This is a genomic window from Pseudomonas sp. JAI120, assembly GCF_014207255.1.
Taxonomy (GTDB): Bacteria; Pseudomonadota; Gammaproteobacteria; order Pseudomonadales; family Pseudomonadaceae; genus Aquipseudomonas.
Window position 1 is genome coordinate 122,451 of the sequence record NZ_JACHCZ010000008.1, and the last position, 16,619, is coordinate 139,069.

17 protein-coding genes are annotated in these 16,619 nt (G+C 62.2%); 10 read left to right on the forward strand and 7 right to left on the reverse strand.

The window, feature by feature from the left end:
• Window positions 1-6 precede the first annotated feature (6 nt).
• The gene (locus HDC32_RS29695) at window positions 7-1,029 is read left to right on the forward strand and encodes an amidohydrolase family protein (RefSeq protein WP_131699457.1); all 1,023 of its coding nucleotides are present in this window, start codon (window positions 7-9) and stop codon (window positions 1,027-1,029) included.
• A gap of 138 nt (window positions 1,030-1,167) precedes the next feature.
• Here HDC32_RS29695 and fabB read toward each other — a convergent pair whose 3' ends face one another.
• The 5 genes from fabB to HDC32_RS29720 all read right to left on the reverse strand — a co-directional run bounded on the left by fabB (window position 1,168) and on the right by HDC32_RS29720 (window position 8,114).
• Window positions 1,168-2,388 carry a beta-ketoacyl-ACP synthase I gene (fabB, locus tag HDC32_RS29700; RefSeq protein WP_074844724.1) on the reverse strand — a complete coding sequence of 407 codons (1,221 nt, stop codon included), beginning with the start codon at window positions 2,386-2,388 and terminating at the stop codon, window positions 1,168-1,170.
• Window positions 2,389-2,399: 11 nt separating this feature from the next.
• Window positions 2,400-2,915, reverse strand: coding sequence for a 3-hydroxyacyl-[acyl-carrier-protein] dehydratase FabA (fabA, locus tag HDC32_RS29705; RefSeq protein ID WP_003210552.1), 516 nt, complete (start codon window positions 2,913-2,915; stop codon window positions 2,400-2,402).
• Window positions 2,916-3,164: 249 nt separating this feature from the next.
• Window positions 3,165-5,066, reverse strand: coding sequence for an ATP-binding protein (locus HDC32_RS29710; protein WP_131699456.1), 1,902 nt, complete (start codon window positions 5,064-5,066; stop codon window positions 3,165-3,167).
• Window positions 5,063-5,992: an ABC transporter substrate-binding protein gene (locus HDC32_RS29715; protein ID WP_131699455.1), complete on the reverse strand. Its 930-nt coding sequence runs from the start codon at window positions 5,990-5,992 to the stop codon at window positions 5,063-5,065. The genes HDC32_RS29710 and HDC32_RS29715 overlap by 4 nt, the downstream gene beginning before the upstream one ends.
• A 1-nt stretch (window position 5,993) precedes the next feature.
• On the reverse strand, window positions 5,994-8,114 hold the full coding sequence (locus tag HDC32_RS29720; RefSeq protein WP_337782131.1) for a TonB-dependent receptor: 2,121 nt from the start codon (window positions 8,112-8,114) through the stop codon (window positions 5,994-5,996).
• A 195-nt stretch (window positions 8,115-8,309) separates the two neighbouring features.
• Between HDC32_RS29720 and HDC32_RS29725 the strand changes: the two genes are divergently transcribed.
• The 9 genes from HDC32_RS29725 (at window position 8,310) to HDC32_RS29765 (ending at window position 14,642) form a co-directional block, all read left to right on the forward strand.
• Window positions 8,310-9,335: an NAD(P)H-dependent glycerol-3-phosphate dehydrogenase gene (locus HDC32_RS29725; protein ID WP_184746436.1), complete on the forward strand. Its 1,026-nt coding sequence runs from the start codon at window positions 8,310-8,312 to the stop codon at window positions 9,333-9,335.
• Between the two features lie 10 nt (window positions 9,336-9,345).
• Window positions 9,346-9,693: a DUF4389 domain-containing protein gene (locus HDC32_RS29730; protein ID WP_184746438.1), complete on the forward strand. Its 348-nt coding sequence runs from the start codon at window positions 9,346-9,348 to the stop codon at window positions 9,691-9,693.
• The gene (gene sixA, locus HDC32_RS29735; RefSeq protein WP_145338001.1) at window positions 9,690-10,139 is read left to right on the forward strand and encodes a phosphohistidine phosphatase SixA; all 450 of its coding nucleotides are present in this window, start codon (window positions 9,690-9,692) and stop codon (window positions 10,137-10,139) included. Before HDC32_RS29730 ends, sixA begins: the two co-directional genes overlap by 4 nt.
• A gap of 31 nt (window positions 10,140-10,170) precedes the next feature.
• Window positions 10,171-10,362, forward strand: coding sequence for a hypothetical protein (locus tag HDC32_RS29740; protein WP_167656169.1), 192 nt, complete (start codon window positions 10,171-10,173; stop codon window positions 10,360-10,362).
• Between the two features lie 30 nt (window positions 10,363-10,392).
• A complete protein-coding gene (locus HDC32_RS29745; protein WP_184746440.1) occupies window positions 10,393-10,836 on the forward strand; it encodes a hotdog fold thioesterase in 444 nt (147 codons plus the stop codon).
• A gap of 97 nt (window positions 10,837-10,933) precedes the next feature.
• Window positions 10,934-11,737: an alpha/beta fold hydrolase gene (locus HDC32_RS29750; RefSeq protein ID WP_131699449.1), complete on the forward strand. Its 804-nt coding sequence runs from the start codon at window positions 10,934-10,936 to the stop codon at window positions 11,735-11,737.
• On the forward strand, window positions 11,734-12,588 hold the full coding sequence (locus HDC32_RS29755) for an alpha/beta hydrolase (RefSeq protein ID WP_184746442.1): 855 nt from the start codon (window positions 11,734-11,736) through the stop codon (window positions 12,586-12,588). Before HDC32_RS29750 ends, HDC32_RS29755 begins: the two co-directional genes overlap by 4 nt.
• A gap of 102 nt (window positions 12,589-12,690) precedes the next feature.
• Complete coding sequence (locus HDC32_RS29760; protein ID WP_131699447.1) at window positions 12,691-13,509, forward strand: DUF4892 domain-containing protein; 819 nt, start codon at window positions 12,691-12,693, stop codon at window positions 13,507-13,509.
• A gap of 71 nt (window positions 13,510-13,580) precedes the next feature.
• Window positions 13,581-14,642: an AI-2E family transporter gene (locus HDC32_RS29765; protein WP_131699446.1), complete on the forward strand. Its 1,062-nt coding sequence runs from the start codon at window positions 13,581-13,583 to the stop codon at window positions 14,640-14,642.
• Here the strand turns inward: HDC32_RS29765 and HDC32_RS29770 are convergent.
• Together HDC32_RS29770 and HDC32_RS29775 are read right to left on the reverse strand one after the other, a co-directional pair.
• Window positions 14,639-15,676 (reverse strand): cell wall metabolism sensor histidine kinase WalK, encoded by a 1,038-nt coding sequence (locus tag HDC32_RS29770; RefSeq protein ID WP_184746444.1) that lies wholly within the window; start codon window positions 15,674-15,676, stop codon window positions 14,639-14,641. The genes HDC32_RS29765 and HDC32_RS29770 overlap by 4 nt on opposite strands.
• Entirely contained in the window at window positions 15,676-16,491 is an 816-nt protein-coding gene (locus HDC32_RS29775) for a response regulator (RefSeq protein WP_131699444.1), read from the reverse strand. Before HDC32_RS29775 ends, HDC32_RS29770 begins: the two co-directional genes overlap by 1 nt.
• Window positions 16,492-16,619 lie beyond the last annotated feature (128 nt).

The window sequence follows — 16,619 nt, forward strand, 5'->3', positions numbered from 1 at the left end:
TGTACCGTGCCCTGGACCCGCCTGAGTTTCGCCCTGTTGCTCGCCGCCAGCAGCCTTGTCGCACAGGCTCGCGACTATGCCTACAGCGATGCGCACCTGCATTACGTGGATTTCTTCCAGGAAACGGCGGGGATGGACAAGTTGCTCAAGGCGATGGCAGAAAATCGCATCGAGCATGTCATGATTTCCGGCATTCCCGTCGCAAAGAAATGGCACGAAGACGAACCCAAGCGCCCACGCTACTACGCCGGTGATGACGCGGATGCCTATTGGTACAGCGCCACTGACGTGATTGTTGCCGCAGCGGTAAATAGACTGACACCTGAACAACGCCAGCACTTTCATCCGTTTCTGTCCGGCTTCAACCCCAACGACAAGAACTCGGATGCCCATATCCAGCGCATGCTCGACCTCAACCCGGGGCTGTGGCAGGGCATCGGTGAAGTGTTTACCCGTCACGACGACCTTACCGCCCTCACATCGGGGGATACCCCGCGCGCCAATAACGAAGCCATGACACGCATCTATCATCTGGCGGCGGAAAACGACTTGCCGGTGATGCTGCACTCCAACATCACCTCCAAGCGCGAGCGTAACCCGCTGTATTTGGCCGAAATCGAAGAGCCGCTGCGCAACCATCCGCACACCCGCTTTATCTGGGCCCACGCTGGCACCAGCAAGGAAATTCATCGCCACCAGGTGCAGATGGACTTTTTGCTGCCCACCTTGAGCCGCATGCTCGAGGCTTACCCCAACCTGTATATCGACCTGTCGTGGAGCATGCTCACGCCGTACTTACTGGATGATGCGGGCAAGCCTCGGCCGGAGTGGGTAGCGCTGGTGGAACGCTTCCCGGAGCGCTTTATGCTGGGTTCGGACGTCGTCGGGCGTTTCAACAAGCTGGGTAAGGAAATGCACCGCTTTGATGTGTTCCTTGATGCATTGCCTGAAGACGTTGCCCACAAAGTGGCGAGGGATAACTTCCTGGCCATCCTGCCTAAACCTCGTCGCGATGAGGGTGCGCGTTGATATTTCGTTTTCGTCTTACGCCAATGCGGCGGAGCGCTGATAACTTCCAGGAGACCGGCTGCAGGGCGGGGGCATCCAGTCGCCCATAAAAAAGCCCCGAACCAGTCGGGGCTTTTTCATCTACTCAACCTGCGGGGCTTACTTACCCTGCCAGCGTTTCAGCACCAGGGTGGCGTTAGTGCCACCGAAGCCGAAGCTGTTGCTCATCACGGTGTCGACTTTTACGTTTTCAACCGTCTTGGTCAGGATCGGCATATCGGCGACGACCGGGTCGATCTCGTCGATGTTGGCCGAGCCGGCCATGAAGTTGCCTTCCATCATCAGCAGGCAGTAGATCGCTTCGTGAACGCCGGCGGCGCCCAGGGAGTGACCGGAGAGGCTCTTGGTGGAGCTGATTTTCGGAGCCTTGTCGCCGAATACCGCACGCACGCCTTCCATTTCCTTGGCGTCGCCGACCGGAGTCGAAGTGCCGTGGGTGTTCAGGTAGTCGATCGGGGTATCCACGGTGGACATGGCCATCTGCATGCAGCGGATGGCGCCTTCACCGCTTGGCGCAACCATGTCGTAGCCATCGGAAGTAGCGCCGTAGCCGACGATTTCCGCGTAGATCTTGGCACCACGGGCCAGGGCGTGTTCCAGCTCCTCGACCACCACCATGCCGCCACCGCCGGCGATGACGAAACCGTCACGCTTGGCGTCGTAGGCGCGGGAGGCCTTTTCTGGGGTTTCGTTGTACTGGGTGGACAGGGCACCCATGGCGTCGAACAGGAACGACTGGCTCCAATGTTCTTCTTCACCGCCGCCGGCGAACACGATGTCCTGCTTGCCCAGTTGGATCTGTTCAACGGCGGTGCCGATGCAGTGTGCACTGGTGGCGCATGCGGAGGAGATCGAGTAGTTCACGCCCTTGATCTGGAACGGCGTGGCCAGGCAGGCCGAAACGGTGCTGCCCATGGTCCGCGTGACACGGTACGGGCCAACGCGCTTCACGCCTTTTTCGCGCAGGATGTCCAGCGCTTCCATCTGGTTGAGGGTCGATGCGCCGCCGGAGCCGGCGATCAGGCCGGTGCGTACGTTCGATACCTGGTCTTCGCTCAGGCCGGAGTCGGCGATGGCGTCTTTCATGGCCAGGTAGGCGTAGGCGGCAGCGTGGCCCACGAAGCGATAGATCTTGCGATCGATCAGTTCTTCGAGGGGCAGGTCGATGGAGCCGGAAACCTGGCTACGCAGACCCATTTCGGCATATTCCGGGTTGAAGCGGATGCCAGGGCGACTTGCACGCAGGTTAGCGGTGACGGTCTCTTTGTCATTGCCCAGGCAAGAAACGATGCCCAGACCAGTGATAACGACGCGGCGCATGCGGATAACCCTTAAAAGTTGTCAGTGGAAGTAAATACGCCGACCCGAAGGCCTTCGGCAGTATAGATCTCGCGACCGTCGACAGTCACCGAACCGTCGGCGATTGCCAGGTTCAGCTTGCCCTTGAGGACGCGCTTGATTTGAATGTTGTAGGTGACTTTCTTGGCGGTCGGCAGGACCTGGCCAAAGAACTTCACTTCGCCCGAACCCAGGGCGCGGCCACGGCCTGGCAGGCCTTGCCAGCCCAGGTAGAAGCCGACCAGTTGCCACATGGCGTCGAGGCCCAGGCAGCCCGGCATCACAGGGTCACCTTCGAAGTGACAGGCGAAGAACCACAGGTCCGGGGTGATATCCAGCTCGGCGACCAATTCACCTTTGCCGTACTTGCCACCCTCTTCGCTGATATGGGTGATGCGATCCACCATCAGCATGTTCGGGGCGGGCAGTTGCGCGTTACCTGGGCCGAACAGCTCACCGCGACTGCAGCGCAGCAGGTCTTCCCGAGTAAAGGCGTTTTGTTTGGTCATGCGAGCTCCTCAATAATCCCATGCGGCAGGGTAGGGCAAATCTTCCCGAACCGAATGAAGCGTTCATGCCTCATGTCGGCAGCCTACACATAGACTATTGCGTTGTAGTGAAAGTCACAGCGGCAAGGCACTGAATGTACACTTGTTCACTGAAATTTTAAACCGAGCCTGTTTAGGGGCCCGTTCGGGTGCCTAAGACTGCCGCACTTTCGTCTTTCACGCCAGTCGCAGTTGGCTGATGGCGCGTCGCTATTGCACCCAGCGCTGCAGGATTTGCTGCAAATCCGTGCGTTTGAACGGCTTGGCCAGGTAATCGTTCATTCCGGCCGCAAGGCACGCTTCCCGGTCGCCCTGCAAGGCGTTGGCCGTCAGGGCGATGATCGGCAGATCGGCGCAGCCGGGTAGTTGGCGAATCTGCCGGGTGGCTTCATAACCGTCGATCAAGGGCAAGCGACAATCCATCAGGATCGCGGTGAAAATCAGGCTCTCGGCACTGCGGATCGCCTCGGCGCCATCGGTGGCCAGGCTGACTTCAAAGCCCAGGCTGCGCAGCATGGCTTCGACCACGGTGCGATTGACCGGGTTGTCCTCCACCAGCAACACATGGCGACCTTCGCCTGCGCTGTGCTTGCCCTCGGCATCCAGGGCGATCGACGGCTGGCTGTGCTGGTCGATGGCCAGGGGGATCTCCAGGGTAAACACAGAGCCACGGCCTTCCTCGCTCTGCGCGCGCAGGGTGCCGCCCATGCGTTCGGCGAGGGTGCGGGCGATGGGCAACCCGAGACCGGTACCGCCGTAACGTCTTGAAATGGAACTGTCGGCCTGCTGGAACGCATCGAACATCAATTCCAGGCGCTCGGCGGAAATCCCGATGCCGCTGTCACGCACGGTGCAGGTGAACCACACCAACTCATGGTCGAGCACCTGCCAGTGGGGCTCGACGCTGACGGTGCCGTGTTCGGTAAACTTCAAGGCATTGCCGATCAGGTTTACCAGGATCTGGCGGATCCGTGTCGGATCGCCCTGTACCCGCAGTGCGTCCATGCCGGGCGGGATCGGCAGCTTGAGCGCCAGCCCGCGCTGCTGGGCGCTGTGCTGGAAGGCCTGGGCGCAACTGTTGATCAGGTCGGCCAGGTTGAAGGGGATATGTTCCAGCTCCAGGGCCGCGCGTTCAATGCGCGAGAAGTCGAGAATATCGTTGATCACCTTGAGCAAATGCTCGGTGGATTCGGAGGCCAGCGCCGCGTATTCGGTCTGTTCCTCGGTCATTTCGGTGGTTTCCAGCAGTTGCAGCATGCCCAGTACGCCGTTCATCGGCGTACGCAGTTCGTGGCTCATCATGGCCAGGAAGTCTGACTTGGCGTTGTTGGCCCGTTCGGCCTCTTCGCGGGTCTGGATCAACTGGGCCATGGCCTGCTGTTGTTCGCGGCTGGCCTGGTTGAGGCCTTCGGCGAGGTTGTTGATATGCCGCGACAGGTCGCCCAGCTCCGAGTCATCCACAATCGGCAACTGCGTCTTGTAGTCGCCCTGTTGGATGGCCTTGACCGCATTGCCCATGGCGCTGATCGGTTGCGACAGGCTCGCCGCCAGGCGCCGGGCGAGCAGGAAAGTAAACAGCAGGGCGAACAGCGCGAGAATACCGGCCTTGAACAGGATCTCCTGCTGGCGCTGGCTGAAGGCGTCATTGGACATGCCGACGATCACCCGGCCCAGGTAGTCCGCGCGGGGGGCCTTGGGTTCGTTGAGGTTGTCCTGGAAAAAGTCGTTGCCCAGCTGGATATGCTGCAGGCGGATCGGCGCCTGGAACACTTTTACCGACAGCGCGCGGTCGTGCTTCTCCGAGGGTTGCTCGACGTACACCAGGATATTTTCGCTGCTGTCCTGAATCTCCAGGAAGCGCACATGGGGCGTGGCCAGCGTGGCGCGCAGCAGGCTGTCGAGCACATCGTTGTTGCCCGAGATCACCCCATATTCGGTGGCCGGTGCCAGTTGGTTGGCGATCAATTGGCCGGTGTGGTCCAGTTCCTGGCGCAGGTCCTGGATACGCACGAAGGTGAAGAAGCTGATCAACAGCAACGTCAGCAACAGCGCCGGGCCCAGGGTGATGAGCTGGGTGCGGGTATTGATGTCCCAACGACGACGCAAGGTCATGGGCGTTTTTCTCCTTCGGCCATTCGGGCGGCGACGTTGGTTTCGTCCACCTGTTCGATGCCCAGTGAGCGTGCGACCTGTGCGTTGCCCACGACTTTGAAGTGTTCGGGGTACAGCGCGCGTGGCCAACCGGCCGGCGACTGGTCCAGCAAACGATCGAGTACCGCCAGCCAATCGTCCTGGTCGCTGTAGGTGCTGGCGAGGCTGCCGGCGCGCACAAACCCTGCATTGGGCCCGAACAGCGGCAATTGCTGGGCATAGCTGCTCAGCAGCAGGTTCTTCGCGGTCTTCGGGTTGTACAGCTGCGGGTCATCGAGGCCGAGCAGCACGTCGCTGTTCCTGAACAGGGTTTGCAGCGGACGACTGTCGTTAGTGTTGTCCCAGCGCTGCGGCACGATCTCCAATTCCAGGGCCGCTGCATGCTGGCGCAGTTCGGGCAGCAGGAATTCACTGTCGACACCGTAGAGCACGCCGATGCGCCGTGCCTGGGGCATGACGCTGGTGATCAGGCGCAACTGCCGCTCCAGCGGTGGGTCGCTCCACAACAGGCTGACCCGCGCGTGCCGTGAGGCCTCCGGGCGCTGATGGGCTTGTAGCCGGCTGATGCGCAGTACCAGCGTCGGCGGCCCTTGGGTATCCCGCAGGCGCCAGTCGAGGCCGGGCAGGTCGAGCAGGATCAGACGCGTGCCGGCGGGCAGGTGGCTTGGTGCTGGCAAGTCGGCGAGGGAGGTGAAGGTGACGCGGTCTTCGGGGCGTTGCTGGGCCAGCGCCTGCGTAAAGGCCTGCACCCCAGCACCGTCTTCGGCGGCGGTCAGCAGGATCTCGGCGCTCCACGCCGGTGCGCACAGCAACAGGCCGGCCAGCAGCACGGCAAGTCGCCGCAGCTTATAGATAAGGAAGAAGGTCATCCGTGACGAGTCGCTCATGTCAGAACTCTAACTCCGCGCTGAAGTAGAGTACGTGACGATGATCGTAAGTGTTGTCGGCCCAGGTAGTGGGCTGGTTATCGAGGCGTTGTTGCAACATGCCGGCCAGCTCCACGTTGGCTTTGCCCAGGGCAATACGCTTGGCCACCCGCAGGTCGACCCGTTCGAAACGATATTGGTTGAGTGCGTCGTCGCCATAGTAGAACAGCGCGCTGGACCAACCTTGGCCCCATTCGCGCAACCAGCCGGCCGAGCCACTGTTACGCGCGGTCTGTGCTTTGTCCAGTGGGTTGCTGGTGGTGGCGTCGACATAAGCGTAAGTCAGCCGCAGGCGGTCGGCGTTGCTCACGCGCCAGTCGAACTGGGACTCGGCGCCGGTGAACCGTGAGCTGTTGGCGTTGCTGGCAATGTACTGGTTATTGCGCAGCGGCGAGCTGATCATATCGGTGATTTCGTCGTAGAACAGCTTCACGTCCATGTTCAGCCCGATGTCGGCAAAGAAGCCGTTGTAGCCCAGTTCCCGCGAGCGCATCAGTTCTTTGTCGAGGTTGCCCGGGCCCCGCGTCTTCACGAAGTACTGTCCGGAACTCTGCCCATAGGCCGGTGAGCTGAGGTTGGTAACGCGGTAGCTCCAGTTGACATTGTTCTCGAACATGTCCGGCGAACGGATGGCTTCCGAGTACACCGCGCGCAAGCCGTGGCGCGGGTTGATCAAATAGTTGACTGCCACCCTTGGCGTCAGCGAAGGGCCGCTCAGGTGCGTGTCTTCGAACATGGCGCCGCCTTGCAGCAGCCAATGCTCACTGGCGCGCCATTCCAACTGGCCGAACAGGCGCCAGGTGGTGTCGTCCAAGGTGCCGTTGAAGTAGGTGTCGGAGTCGGCGCGGTCGTAGCGGTAGTTCATGCCGCTGACCAGGCGCAGGCTGTCGGACAGGCTGAGGGTGTCTTGAATTTCCACGTCGTAGCGGCTTTCGCGGGTGCTCTGGTCGATGTCGCCGCATACGCTCTGGTTGGCGCCGTTGCGCCACTGGTCCAGTACCTGGTTGGCCAAGGCTTGTTCGGCAGCACTGCCCGGTGGCGCGGAGCCCTGGCTGTAGGTGTCCATATGCCGGGCCAGCCGTTCGGCGTAGTTGGGGTTGAGCTGCCACAACTGGGTCAGCTCGGGGCTGAACGAGACCTTGGCGTCACAGGCTTTCCAGATTTGCCGGCGGTCCCATTGCTGGGCCGAGCCTTGGATATACAGGCTGTGCTCTGGGTTGAAATCAAAGTTCCAGCGCAGGGAACCGGCGTAGTCCTTGGCCGTGACGTCGGAACTGTCGCCGCCTTCGGTAATCCCGGCGAATACCGGGGCGTAGGTGTAAGGGCGCTGGTTGGTGCCTTCCTTGGCATTCAGTTGCCAGTCGATACTCTGTTGCGCGTTCAAGGTCTGGCTCACTGCCAGGCTGAAGCGGTTGAGGCGACGGCTGTCTCGGCGGTCGGCGCCAACGGCATCGCTGTCAAAGCCATCGTCCTGTTGCCCTGACAGCGACAGGCGCAGATCGCCGGTTTCCCAGCCCACGCCCTGGCTGGCATAAAAGTCATTGATACCGCGCTCACCGCGAATCACCTTCACCCGTGAGCCATGGCTGTTGGCCGGTGAGCGCGTGAGGATATTGACCACCGCCATCAAGGCATTCGCCCCGTAGCTGACGGTGTTGGGGCCGCGGAAGACCTCGATGCGTTCGATGTCTTCCATCGCCACCGGAATGTCGCTCCAGTCCACCGTGGCCAGGCCGGCGCGGTACACCGAACGCCCGTCGATCAACACCTGCATGCGTCGCGCGTCGCTGGCGCTGGTGCCGTGGTAGTTCACCGCCGCCTGGTTGCCGGTGGTGTAACCGACCATCATCCCCGGCACCAGGCGCAGCAGCTCGCTGATGTCCCTTGCGCCGCTGGCCTTGATCAACTCGCTGTCGATCACGGTCATGCTGCCCGGCACGGCGGCGGCCGATTGCTTGAGGCGCGTGGCGGTCAATACCTGCGGGAGCGGCTGGCTGTCGAGGAAGAGGTCGTCAGCCAGCACAGGTGCACTGCACAACAGCATAAGCAGTAGAGATGAACGGGAAGGAGGGCCCAAATACACGACATGGCCTTGATAGTGACGGATAGCCGCCCATGTTAACTGAGGTGAGGCTATTTGCCAGTCGTCGCCCTTGCAATTCCGTCGCACGGGCATGGCATTTCCCGATAGCCGCACGATTTGATACGGGGGCTGGCCGCAAGCGGGTCGCCCCGTATAATGCCGCCATCGCCACTGGTATGGATTAACGGATTGCATATGACTGAACAGCGCCCTATTGCGGTCCTGGGAGGCGGAAGTTTTGGTACCGCCGTGGCTAACCTGCTGGCCGAGAACGGTCATGCGGTGCGCCAGTGGATGCGCGATCCCGCGCAGGCCGAGGCCATTCGTGTACACCGCGAAAACCCGCGTTACCTTAAAGGCATCAAGATTCATCCGGCGGTCGAGCCGGTCACCGACTTGCTGGCCACCCTGACGGACTGCGACCTGTGCTTCGTTGCGCTGCCTTCCAGCGCCTTGCGCTCGGTGCTGGCGCCCCATGCCGAGCGCCTGGCGGGCAAGCTGTTGGTCAGCCTGACCAAGGGCATCGAGGCGCAGACCTTCAAGCTGATGAGCGAAATCCTCGCAGAAATCGCCCCCCAGGCGCGCATTGGCGTGCTGTCCGGGCCGAACCTGGCGCGGGAAGTCGCCGAGCACGCGCTGACCGCCACGGTGATCGCCAGCGAGGATGAGGAACTGTGCGAGCGTGTCCAGGCGGTGCTGCATGGCCGGACCTTCCGCGTATACGCCAGTGGCGACCGTTTTGGCGTGGAACTGGGCGGGGCGCTGAAAAACGTCTACGCGATCATCGCCGGCATGGCGGTGGCCCTGGGCATGGGCGAAAACACCAAGAGCATGTTGATTACCCGTGCCCTGGCGGAAATGACCCGCTTCGCGGTAAACCAGGGCGCCAACCCCATGACCTTCCTGGGCCTGGCCGGCGTGGGCGACTTGATCGTCACCTGTTCGTCGCCGAAAAGCCGCAACTACCAGGTGGGGTTCGCCCTGGGCCAGGGCCTGAGCCTGGAAGACGCGGTGACGCGCCTGGGCGAAGTGGCCGAAGGGGTCAACACCCTCAAGGTGCTCAAGGCCAAGGCCCAGGAAGTCGGCGTGTATATGCCGCTGGTCGCCGGGCTGCACGCCATCCTGTTTGAAGGGCGCACCTTGAATCAGGTCATCGAGTTGCTGATGCGGGCCGAACCCAAAACCGACGTCGACTTTATTTCCACCAGTGGTTTCAACTGAGGAACGCGCCATGAACGATCCGAAAGCAGCCCCCAAGTACGAGTCCATCCTCCTGCGCATCCTGTGGATGCTGGTGTTTGCCCTGGTGTGGCAGGTGGCGCAGTTCCTGCTAGGCGCATTGGTGGTGGTGCAGGTGATCTACCGTCTGGTCTACAGCGCGCCGAATCTTGGCCTGATGAACTTCGGCGACAGCCTCAGCCAGTTTCTTGCCCAGATCGGCCGCTTTGGCAGCTTCCACACTGAACAGAAGCCCTGGCCGTTCGCCGACTGGCCAACCCCGCGCGCTCCCGAGGGCGAAGCCGCCCACAGCGTGCCGCCGGCACCGCATCCAGCGCGTGATGAGGAACCGAAGCTATGAAGGTGTGGGTCTTGCGTCACGGTGAGGCCGAGGGGCATGCCCGCACGGATGCCGAGCGCAACCTCACCGAGCATGGCCGCGCCGAGGTGTTGCGCAGTGCTGCGCACCTGATCGGCCAGCCGCTCAGCGCGATCATTGCCAGCCCGTACGTACGGGCGCAGCAAACTGCACAGTTGGTGCGGGACTCGCTGGGTTTTGAGCCGGACATCCGCACGGTGCCTTGGCTCGCGCCGGAGGGCAATCCGCTGGAGGTTCTGAACAAGCTCGACAGCGATGACAATGTGCTGCTGGTCAGCCATCAGCCCCTGGTCGGCAGCTTGATCAGCTTTTTGCAGCATGGCCATCAGCGCCAGCCGCAGCCGATGTACACCGCCAGCCTGGCGGAACTGGAGGGCGACTTCCCGCTGGCGGGACTGATGAGCCTGGTCAGCGTGAAGAATCCGTAGGCTATCGTCGGGCCACAAAGGCGCGCGTCCCATGCCCGTCGCTTTTCGTTTGCCGTTACAGGTGTTCTTCGAACGTGAAGCGCGGCACCCGCGCCAAACCTTTCTGGTGCAGCCCGTCGGCGCAGCTGAGGTGCAGACCCTCACCACGCCCGCTGCACCGCACAACGGTGCTCAGTTTCAGGCGTGGAGCGAGCGCAGCGAGGCAGTTGTGTGGCAGGATTAGGGTCGTAATAAAACCAATAAGGACAATTCCATGAGCTTGTGGCGCACCCAACCGAATATCGAGCAACTCAATGCCGGCCAGAAGAACACCATCGGTGACCTGCTGGACATCCGTTTTGAAAGCTTCGACGACGAATCCCTCACCGCCAGCATGGTGGTCGACCACCGCACTCACCAGCCCTACGGCCTGCTGCATGGCGGCGCGTCAGTGGTACTGGCCGAGAGCGTCGGCTCCGTGGCGGCTTACTTGTGCATCGACCCGAGCAAGTTCTATTGCGTGGGCCTGGAGGTCAACGCCAACCACCTGCGCGGTGTGCGCAGCGGGCGGGTGACGGCGGTGGCCAAGGCGATCCATATCGGCCGCACCACCCAGGTCTGGGACATCCGCCTGACCACCGATGACGGCAAGTGCAACTGTGTTTCACGGCTGACCATGGCCGTGGTGCCTTTGGGCGAAACCCCTCCGGCGCGATAGGTGTGGCGTGAGTGTCATCATTCCTGGCGGTTACAGTCATTGCTGTGGGGCTTGAGGCTGGTGACAATCAATCTCGGTTTTTGCAGATGGATCCGCTATGTCGCAGCACGTGTTTTTTGCCCACGCCAATGGCTTCCCCTCGGCCACCTACGGCAAGCTGTTTGCCGCCCTGGCCCCGGAGTATGCGGTAGCTCACTTGCCGCAGCACGGTCACGACCCCAGGTTTCCAGTGGACGATAACTGGCAGAACCTGGTGGACGAGTTGATCCATCATCTGGAACAGCAACCGGAGCCTGTGTGGGGTGTGGGCCACTCCCTGGGTGGCGTGCTGCATTTGCACGCGGCCATGCGCTGCCCGCAGCTGTATCGTGGGGTGGTGATGCTCGATTCGCCGGTATTGACCCGCGCCGACCGCTGGGTGATCCGTGCCGCCAAGCGCTTCGGTTTTATCGACCGACTCACGCCGGCCGGACGCACCCTGGGCCGTCGCGAAGAGTTCAGCGACCTGGACGCCGCGCGCAGCTACTTCGCCGGCAAGACCCTGTTCCGAGGCTTCGACCCGGAATGCTTCGACGCCTACCTGCAACACGGCCTGTACCAGGCGGGTGATCGCCTGCGCCTGCGCTTCGACCCGGCGACCGAAATCAGCATCTACCGGGGCGTGCCTCACACCAGCCCCGGCCAGGTGCGCCAACTGAAAGTGCCGCTGGCGGTGGTGCGCGGTCGACAGAGTCGTGTGGTGATGCGTCACCACGCCAGCGGCGTCGACCGTCTGCCCATGGGCGAAATGCTCACTATGCCCGGCGGTCATATGTTTCCCCTCGAACGCCCTCAGGACACCGCGACCTTGATCAAGACCCTGTTCGCCCGCTGGCAAGCCCGCGAGCGCAGTTGCGCATGAGTACGCCGGTCGAAGAAGTGCGCCTGAGCCTGCCGCACATCGAGTTGGCGGCCCATCTGTTTGGCCCCGAGGACGGTTTGCCGGTGATCGCCCTGCATGGCTGGCTGGACAATGCCAACAGCTTTGCGCGCCTGGCGCCGAAGCTTGCGGGTTTACGTATCGTGGCGCTGGACATGGCCGGCCACGGGCATTCGGCGCATCGTCCTGCAGGTGCCGGTTATGCCTTGTGGGATTACGTCCACGACGTTCTGCAAGTCGCCGAGCAACTGGGCTGGAAACGTTTTGCATTACTTGGCCACTCCCTCGGCGCCATCGTTTCCCTGGTGCTGGCCGGCGCTTTGCCGGAACGGGTGACGCACCTGGGTTTAATTGACGGCGTGATCCCGCCCACTGCCAGCGGTGAGAACGCAGCCGAGCGCTTGGGCATGGCCTTGCAGGCCCAATTGAACCTGCAGGATAAGCGCAAACCGGTCTACACCACCTTGGACCGGGCGGTTGAGGCGCGTATGAAAGGTTTGGTTGCCGTGAGCCGTGAAGCCGCAGAACTGCTGGCCCAGCGCGGTTTGATGCCGGTGCCGGGCGGTTATACCTGGCGCTCGGACAGTCGCCTGACCCTGGCTTCGCCGATGCGTCTGACCGATGAGCAGGCGATGGCTTTCGTGCGCCGCGTGGGTTGCCCTACGCAGTTGGTGGTCGCCGCCGATGGCATGTTGGCGAAACATCCCGAATTGCTTTCCCAGCTACCCTTTACGGTAACCACGTTGCCAGGTGGCCATCATTTACACCTGAATGATGAGCCCGGTGCAGTCCTTGTTGCAGACTGTTTCAATCGGTTCTTCTCCGCGCCTTGACTTGGGGCGGTCAACTGCCGAGGCTGGGCGGATTGAAAGGGAGTCAACCATGAACCAACTCAACACCGCTGCGACCTCCGATGGCCAGGGCTCACCGATCCGATGAGCCTGCGTAAAGGATGTATACGTGCCCTCGGACTGTGCTGTTTCAGCCCTTTGGTGTTCGCCGCCGATGTGCCGGGAAGCCAGGACCTGCCTGCCGTGGCCCGTCAGGTCGACGCGCAGATCGTCGATTACCGCCCCGCTGAAGAAAAGGAACGCATCTACCCCATGGGGGCGATCCGCAAGATCAGTGGCCAGTTGCGTTACGAAAGCCAGGCCACCGCCCGTGGGCAAACCACAGCGATTACCTATGAACTGCCTGCCGAACACACCTCCAGTGCTGCATTTACGTCGACGCGCGAAGCGTTGCAGGCCAACGGCGCGCAGTTGTTGTTCTGGTGCCAGGCCCGCGACTGCGGGGAAAGCAGCCTGTGGGCCAACGAAGTCTTCGGTAATGCCAAGCTGGTCGGTGCCGATGGCCAGCAGGAATACCTGCTGCTGCGTCTGGCCGCCCCGCAGGAAAACGCCCTGGTGGCCATGTACGGCATCACCCGGGGCAACCGCCGCGCCTATCTGCATGTGGAGCAGCTGGATTCGAGCGCACCGTTGGGCGACTTGTTGCCCACCTCGGCCACCTTGTTGCGCGAGCTGAAAAGCACCGGCGAGCTGGACTTCCCCGCGCTGGGCGGCGACCCTGACGACACCTGGCTGACCCTGATTTCCCGCGGATTGAACCTCGATGCCACCTTGCGCGTCAGTTTGACCGGCCCGAAAGCCGAAGCCTGGCGCCAGGCCTTGGTCGACAAGGGCGTGCGTGCCGCACGCCTGGAAACCGGCACCACTGAAACCAAAGGCCTGCATCTGCATCTGATACGCTGACCGTAACAGGGCGAACGGACCCGTGCCGTTTGCCTAAGCTCTCTCCTACAGCCTTCTTCTAGAGATACTCCATGCTCAATAACGATCGCCTGCTGGTGCAAATCCTGCTGCTGGTGCTGTTTGGTGCCAGCTTCTGGGTGATGGCGCCGTTCTGGTCGGCGCTGTTCTGGGGCGCAGTGCTGGCGTTCGCCAGTTGGCCGTTGATGGTGCTGTTGACCCGCTGGCTGGGCGGCCGTGAATCCCTGGCCGCCGGCATCCTGACCTTGGGCTGGATGTTGCTGGTGGCAGTGCCCCTGGTGTGGCTGGGGTTCAACCTGGCGGACCATGTGCGCGATGCCGTCGCGCTGATCAAGGATATTCAGGTTGATGGCTTGCCCGAGGCGCCCACCTGGCTGGGCTCGATCCCATTTATCGGCGAGCGGCTGGTGGCGACCTGGGACACTATCGATCAGCAAGGCGCGGCGTTGATGGTCAGCATCAAGCCCTACCTTGGGCAGGTCGGTAACTGGTTGCTGGCGCGCAGCGCGCAGATCGGTGGCGGCATCCTCGAGCTGACCCTGAGCCTGGTGTTCGTGTTTTTCTTCTATCGTGATGGCCCACGTTTGGCGATGTTCGTCCATCGCCTGCTGGAGCGTCTGATCGGTGATCGCGCCGGTTACTACATCGAACTGGTGGCGGGCACCGTGCAACGGGTGGTCAACGGCGTGATCGGCACTGCTGCCGCCCAGGCCCTGCTGGCACTGATTGGCTTCCTGATCGCCGGCGTACCGGGCGCGCTGGTGCTGGGGATCGTGACGTTCCTGCTCAGCCTGATCCCGATGGGCCCGCCGCTGGTGTGGATCCCGGCCACGGCCTGGCTGGCGTGGAAAGGCGATTACACCTACGCGGTGTTCCTTGGCGTGTGGGGTACGTTCATCATCAGCGGCGTGGACAACGTGCTCAAGCCCTACCTGATCAGCCGTGGCGGCAATTTGCCGCTGGTGATCGTGTTGCTTGGGGTATTTGGCGGGTTGATCGCCTTTGGCTTTATCGGCCTGTTTATCGGTCCGACCCTGCTGGCCGTGGCCTACAGCCTGCTGATGGATTGGAGCGCAACCCAGGCCCAGGTTCGGCGCGAAGACAAGCCTCTTTAAGCCCTGGGTAACCACATCACTGCGGTCAAGCCGCCGCCTGGCGTCTCTTCCAGGCTCAGGCGGCCGCCCAGGCGCTCCGCGGCTTCCTTGGAAATGGTCATGCCCAGGCCGACGCCGCCGGAATTGCGGTTACGGGAACCTTCCAGACGATAGAACGGCTCGAATACCGCCTCGCGCATATCTGCCGCAATCCCCGGCCCATGGTCTATCACGCGGATGATCAGCGCCTCACGGCTGTCCCTCAACTCCACGCGGGCTGTGCCGGCATAACGCAAGGCATTGTCGATCAGGTTGTTGAGGCATGAACGCAAGGCCATCGGTTGCACCAGCAAGGGCACGCAGGTGCCCGAACATTGCACATCGGAACCCTGGTCCTGGGCGTTTTCACTCATTGACTCCACCAGCGCCTGTACATCCAGCCAATGCCGGGTTTCACTGGTGCGCTGTTCGTGGAGGTAGCTCAGGGTGGCGTCGAGCATGCCGATCATGTCGTTCAGGTCCTGGCGCATCTGGCCCTGCAACCGGATGTCTTCAACTTGTTCCAGACGCAGCTTGAGGCGTGACAGCGGGGTGCGCAGGTCATGGGAGACGGCGCCGAGCATGCGCGCGCGTTGGCTGACCTGCTCGCGAATGCGCCTTTGCATCAGGTTGAAGGTCGAGGCGGCCTGCCGCGCTTCCCACGGGCCGGATTCATCGAGGGGGGGGCTGTCGAGGTCCAGACTCAAGCGTTCCGCCGCTTCACTCAGGCGCTGTATTGGCCGGCTCAGCAGTTTGGCACCGTACCAGGCCGCGATAATCAACGAGACGAATTGAAAGGTCAGGGGCACCACCGGGCCGCCAAACCAGGGGCGTGGGTGCTTATCGCGCATTGGCACCATGGTCCCGTCCGGCTGCTCGATAAATCGCTCAGGAGGGGGGGGGGGCGGTTGGCCGTAGTGGTGAAACCAGAAGAACGCCAGCGCATGGGCCAGCACAATCGCCACCAGCAACACGCCGAACAGCCGACCGAACAGCGTATTGAAGGGGGCGCGCATCAGCCAATATCCCGGGCGTCGAACAGGTAGCCTTCGCCGCGCACGGTCTTGATCAACTGCGGTGCCTTGGGGTCATCCCCGAGTTTTTGCCGCAGGCGTGACACCAGCAAGTCGATACTGCGATCAAAGGCTTCAATGGAGCGGCCACGGGCGGCATCGAGCAGCTGCTCACGGCTCAGCACTCGGCGCGGGCGTTCGATAAACACCCATAACAGGCGGAATTCAGCGTTGGACAGCGGCACCACCAAGCCATCGTCGGCCACCAATTGACGCAACACGCTGTTGAGGCGCCAGTTGTCGAAGCGGATATTCGCGCGCTGTTCGGTGCGGTCATCGCGTACCCGGCGCAGGATGGTCTGGATGCGGGCTACCAGTTCACGCGGTTCGAAGGGCTTGGACATGTAGTCGTCGGCCCCCAGTTCCAGGCCGATGATGCGGTCGGTGGGCTCGCAGCGGGCGGTGAGCATCAGGATCGGGATGTCCGATTCGGCGCGCAGCCAGCGGCACAGCGTCAGGCCGTCTTCGCCCGGCAGCATCAGGTCGAGTACCACCACATCGTAGGTTTCGGCTTGCATGGCCAGGCGCATTGCGGCGCCGTCGGTCACACCGGTGGCGAGAATATTGAAGCGTGCCAGGTAGTCGATCAGCAACTCGCGGATCGGCACATCGTCGTCGACGATCAGTGCGCGGGTATTCCAGCGCTTGTCATCGGCGATCACTGCGCCTTTTTGCTCTTCGTTCACAGGGACGGAAGGGGTATGCATAGTGCGATCATCTGCCTGGTTATTGCGGTCAGCATAGGCGCCCAGCCCCATGGCTGGTAGTGCTGGTCGTTGAGTCGTGCGGGCGAGACTAGCGACGGGGCGTGTTGTGGGCATGTCGTGAATGTATCAGCCTTGAAATAATTACCCGAAATGCCCGCCTGATGGCGGTCGGTCAGTAT

Excerpts from the sequence above, each read along its gene's own strand:
- fabB (WP_074844724.1), bottom strand. The coding sequence starts at position 2,388 with ATGCGCCGCGTCGTTATCACTGGTCTGGGCATCGTTTCTTGCCTGGGC.
- fabA (WP_003210552.1), bottom strand. The coding sequence starts at position 2,915 with ATGACCAAACAAAACGCCTTTACTCGGGAAGACCTGCTGCGCTGCAGT.
- HDC32_RS29710 (WP_131699456.1), bottom strand. The coding sequence starts at position 5,066 with ATGACCTTGCGTCGTCGTTGGGACATCAATACCCGCACCCAGCTCATC.
- HDC32_RS29715 (WP_131699455.1), bottom strand. The coding sequence starts at position 5,992 with ATGAGCGACTCGTCACGGATGACCTTCTTCCTTATCTATAAGCTGCGG.
- HDC32_RS29725 (WP_184746436.1), top strand. The coding sequence starts at position 8,310 with ATGACTGAACAGCGCCCTATTGCGGTCCTGGGAGGCGGAAGTTTTGGT.
- HDC32_RS29730 (WP_184746438.1), top strand. The coding sequence starts at position 9,346 with ATGAACGATCCGAAAGCAGCCCCCAAGTACGAGTCCATCCTCCTGCGC.
- sixA (WP_145338001.1), top strand. The coding sequence starts at position 9,690 with ATGAAGGTGTGGGTCTTGCGTCACGGTGAGGCCGAGGGGCATGCCCGC.
- HDC32_RS29740 (WP_167656169.1), top strand. The coding sequence starts at position 10,171 with ATGCCCGTCGCTTTTCGTTTGCCGTTACAGGTGTTCTTCGAACGTGAA.
- HDC32_RS29745 (WP_184746440.1), top strand. The coding sequence starts at position 10,393 with ATGAGCTTGTGGCGCACCCAACCGAATATCGAGCAACTCAATGCCGGC.
- HDC32_RS29750 (WP_131699449.1), top strand. The coding sequence starts at position 10,934 with ATGTCGCAGCACGTGTTTTTTGCCCACGCCAATGGCTTCCCCTCGGCC.
- HDC32_RS29755 (WP_184746442.1), top strand. The coding sequence starts at position 11,734 with ATGAGTACGCCGGTCGAAGAAGTGCGCCTGAGCCTGCCGCACATCGAG.
- HDC32_RS29760 (WP_131699447.1), top strand. The coding sequence starts at position 12,691 with ATGAGCCTGCGTAAAGGATGTATACGTGCCCTCGGACTGTGCTGTTTC.
- HDC32_RS29765 (WP_131699446.1), top strand. The coding sequence starts at position 13,581 with ATGCTCAATAACGATCGCCTGCTGGTGCAAATCCTGCTGCTGGTGCTG.
- HDC32_RS29770 (WP_184746444.1), bottom strand. The coding sequence starts at position 15,676 with ATGCGCGCCCCCTTCAATACGCTGTTCGGTCGGCTGTTCGGCGTGTTG.
- HDC32_RS29775 (WP_131699444.1), bottom strand. The coding sequence starts at position 16,491 with ATGGGGCTGGGCGCCTATGCTGACCGCAATAACCAGGCAGATGATCGC.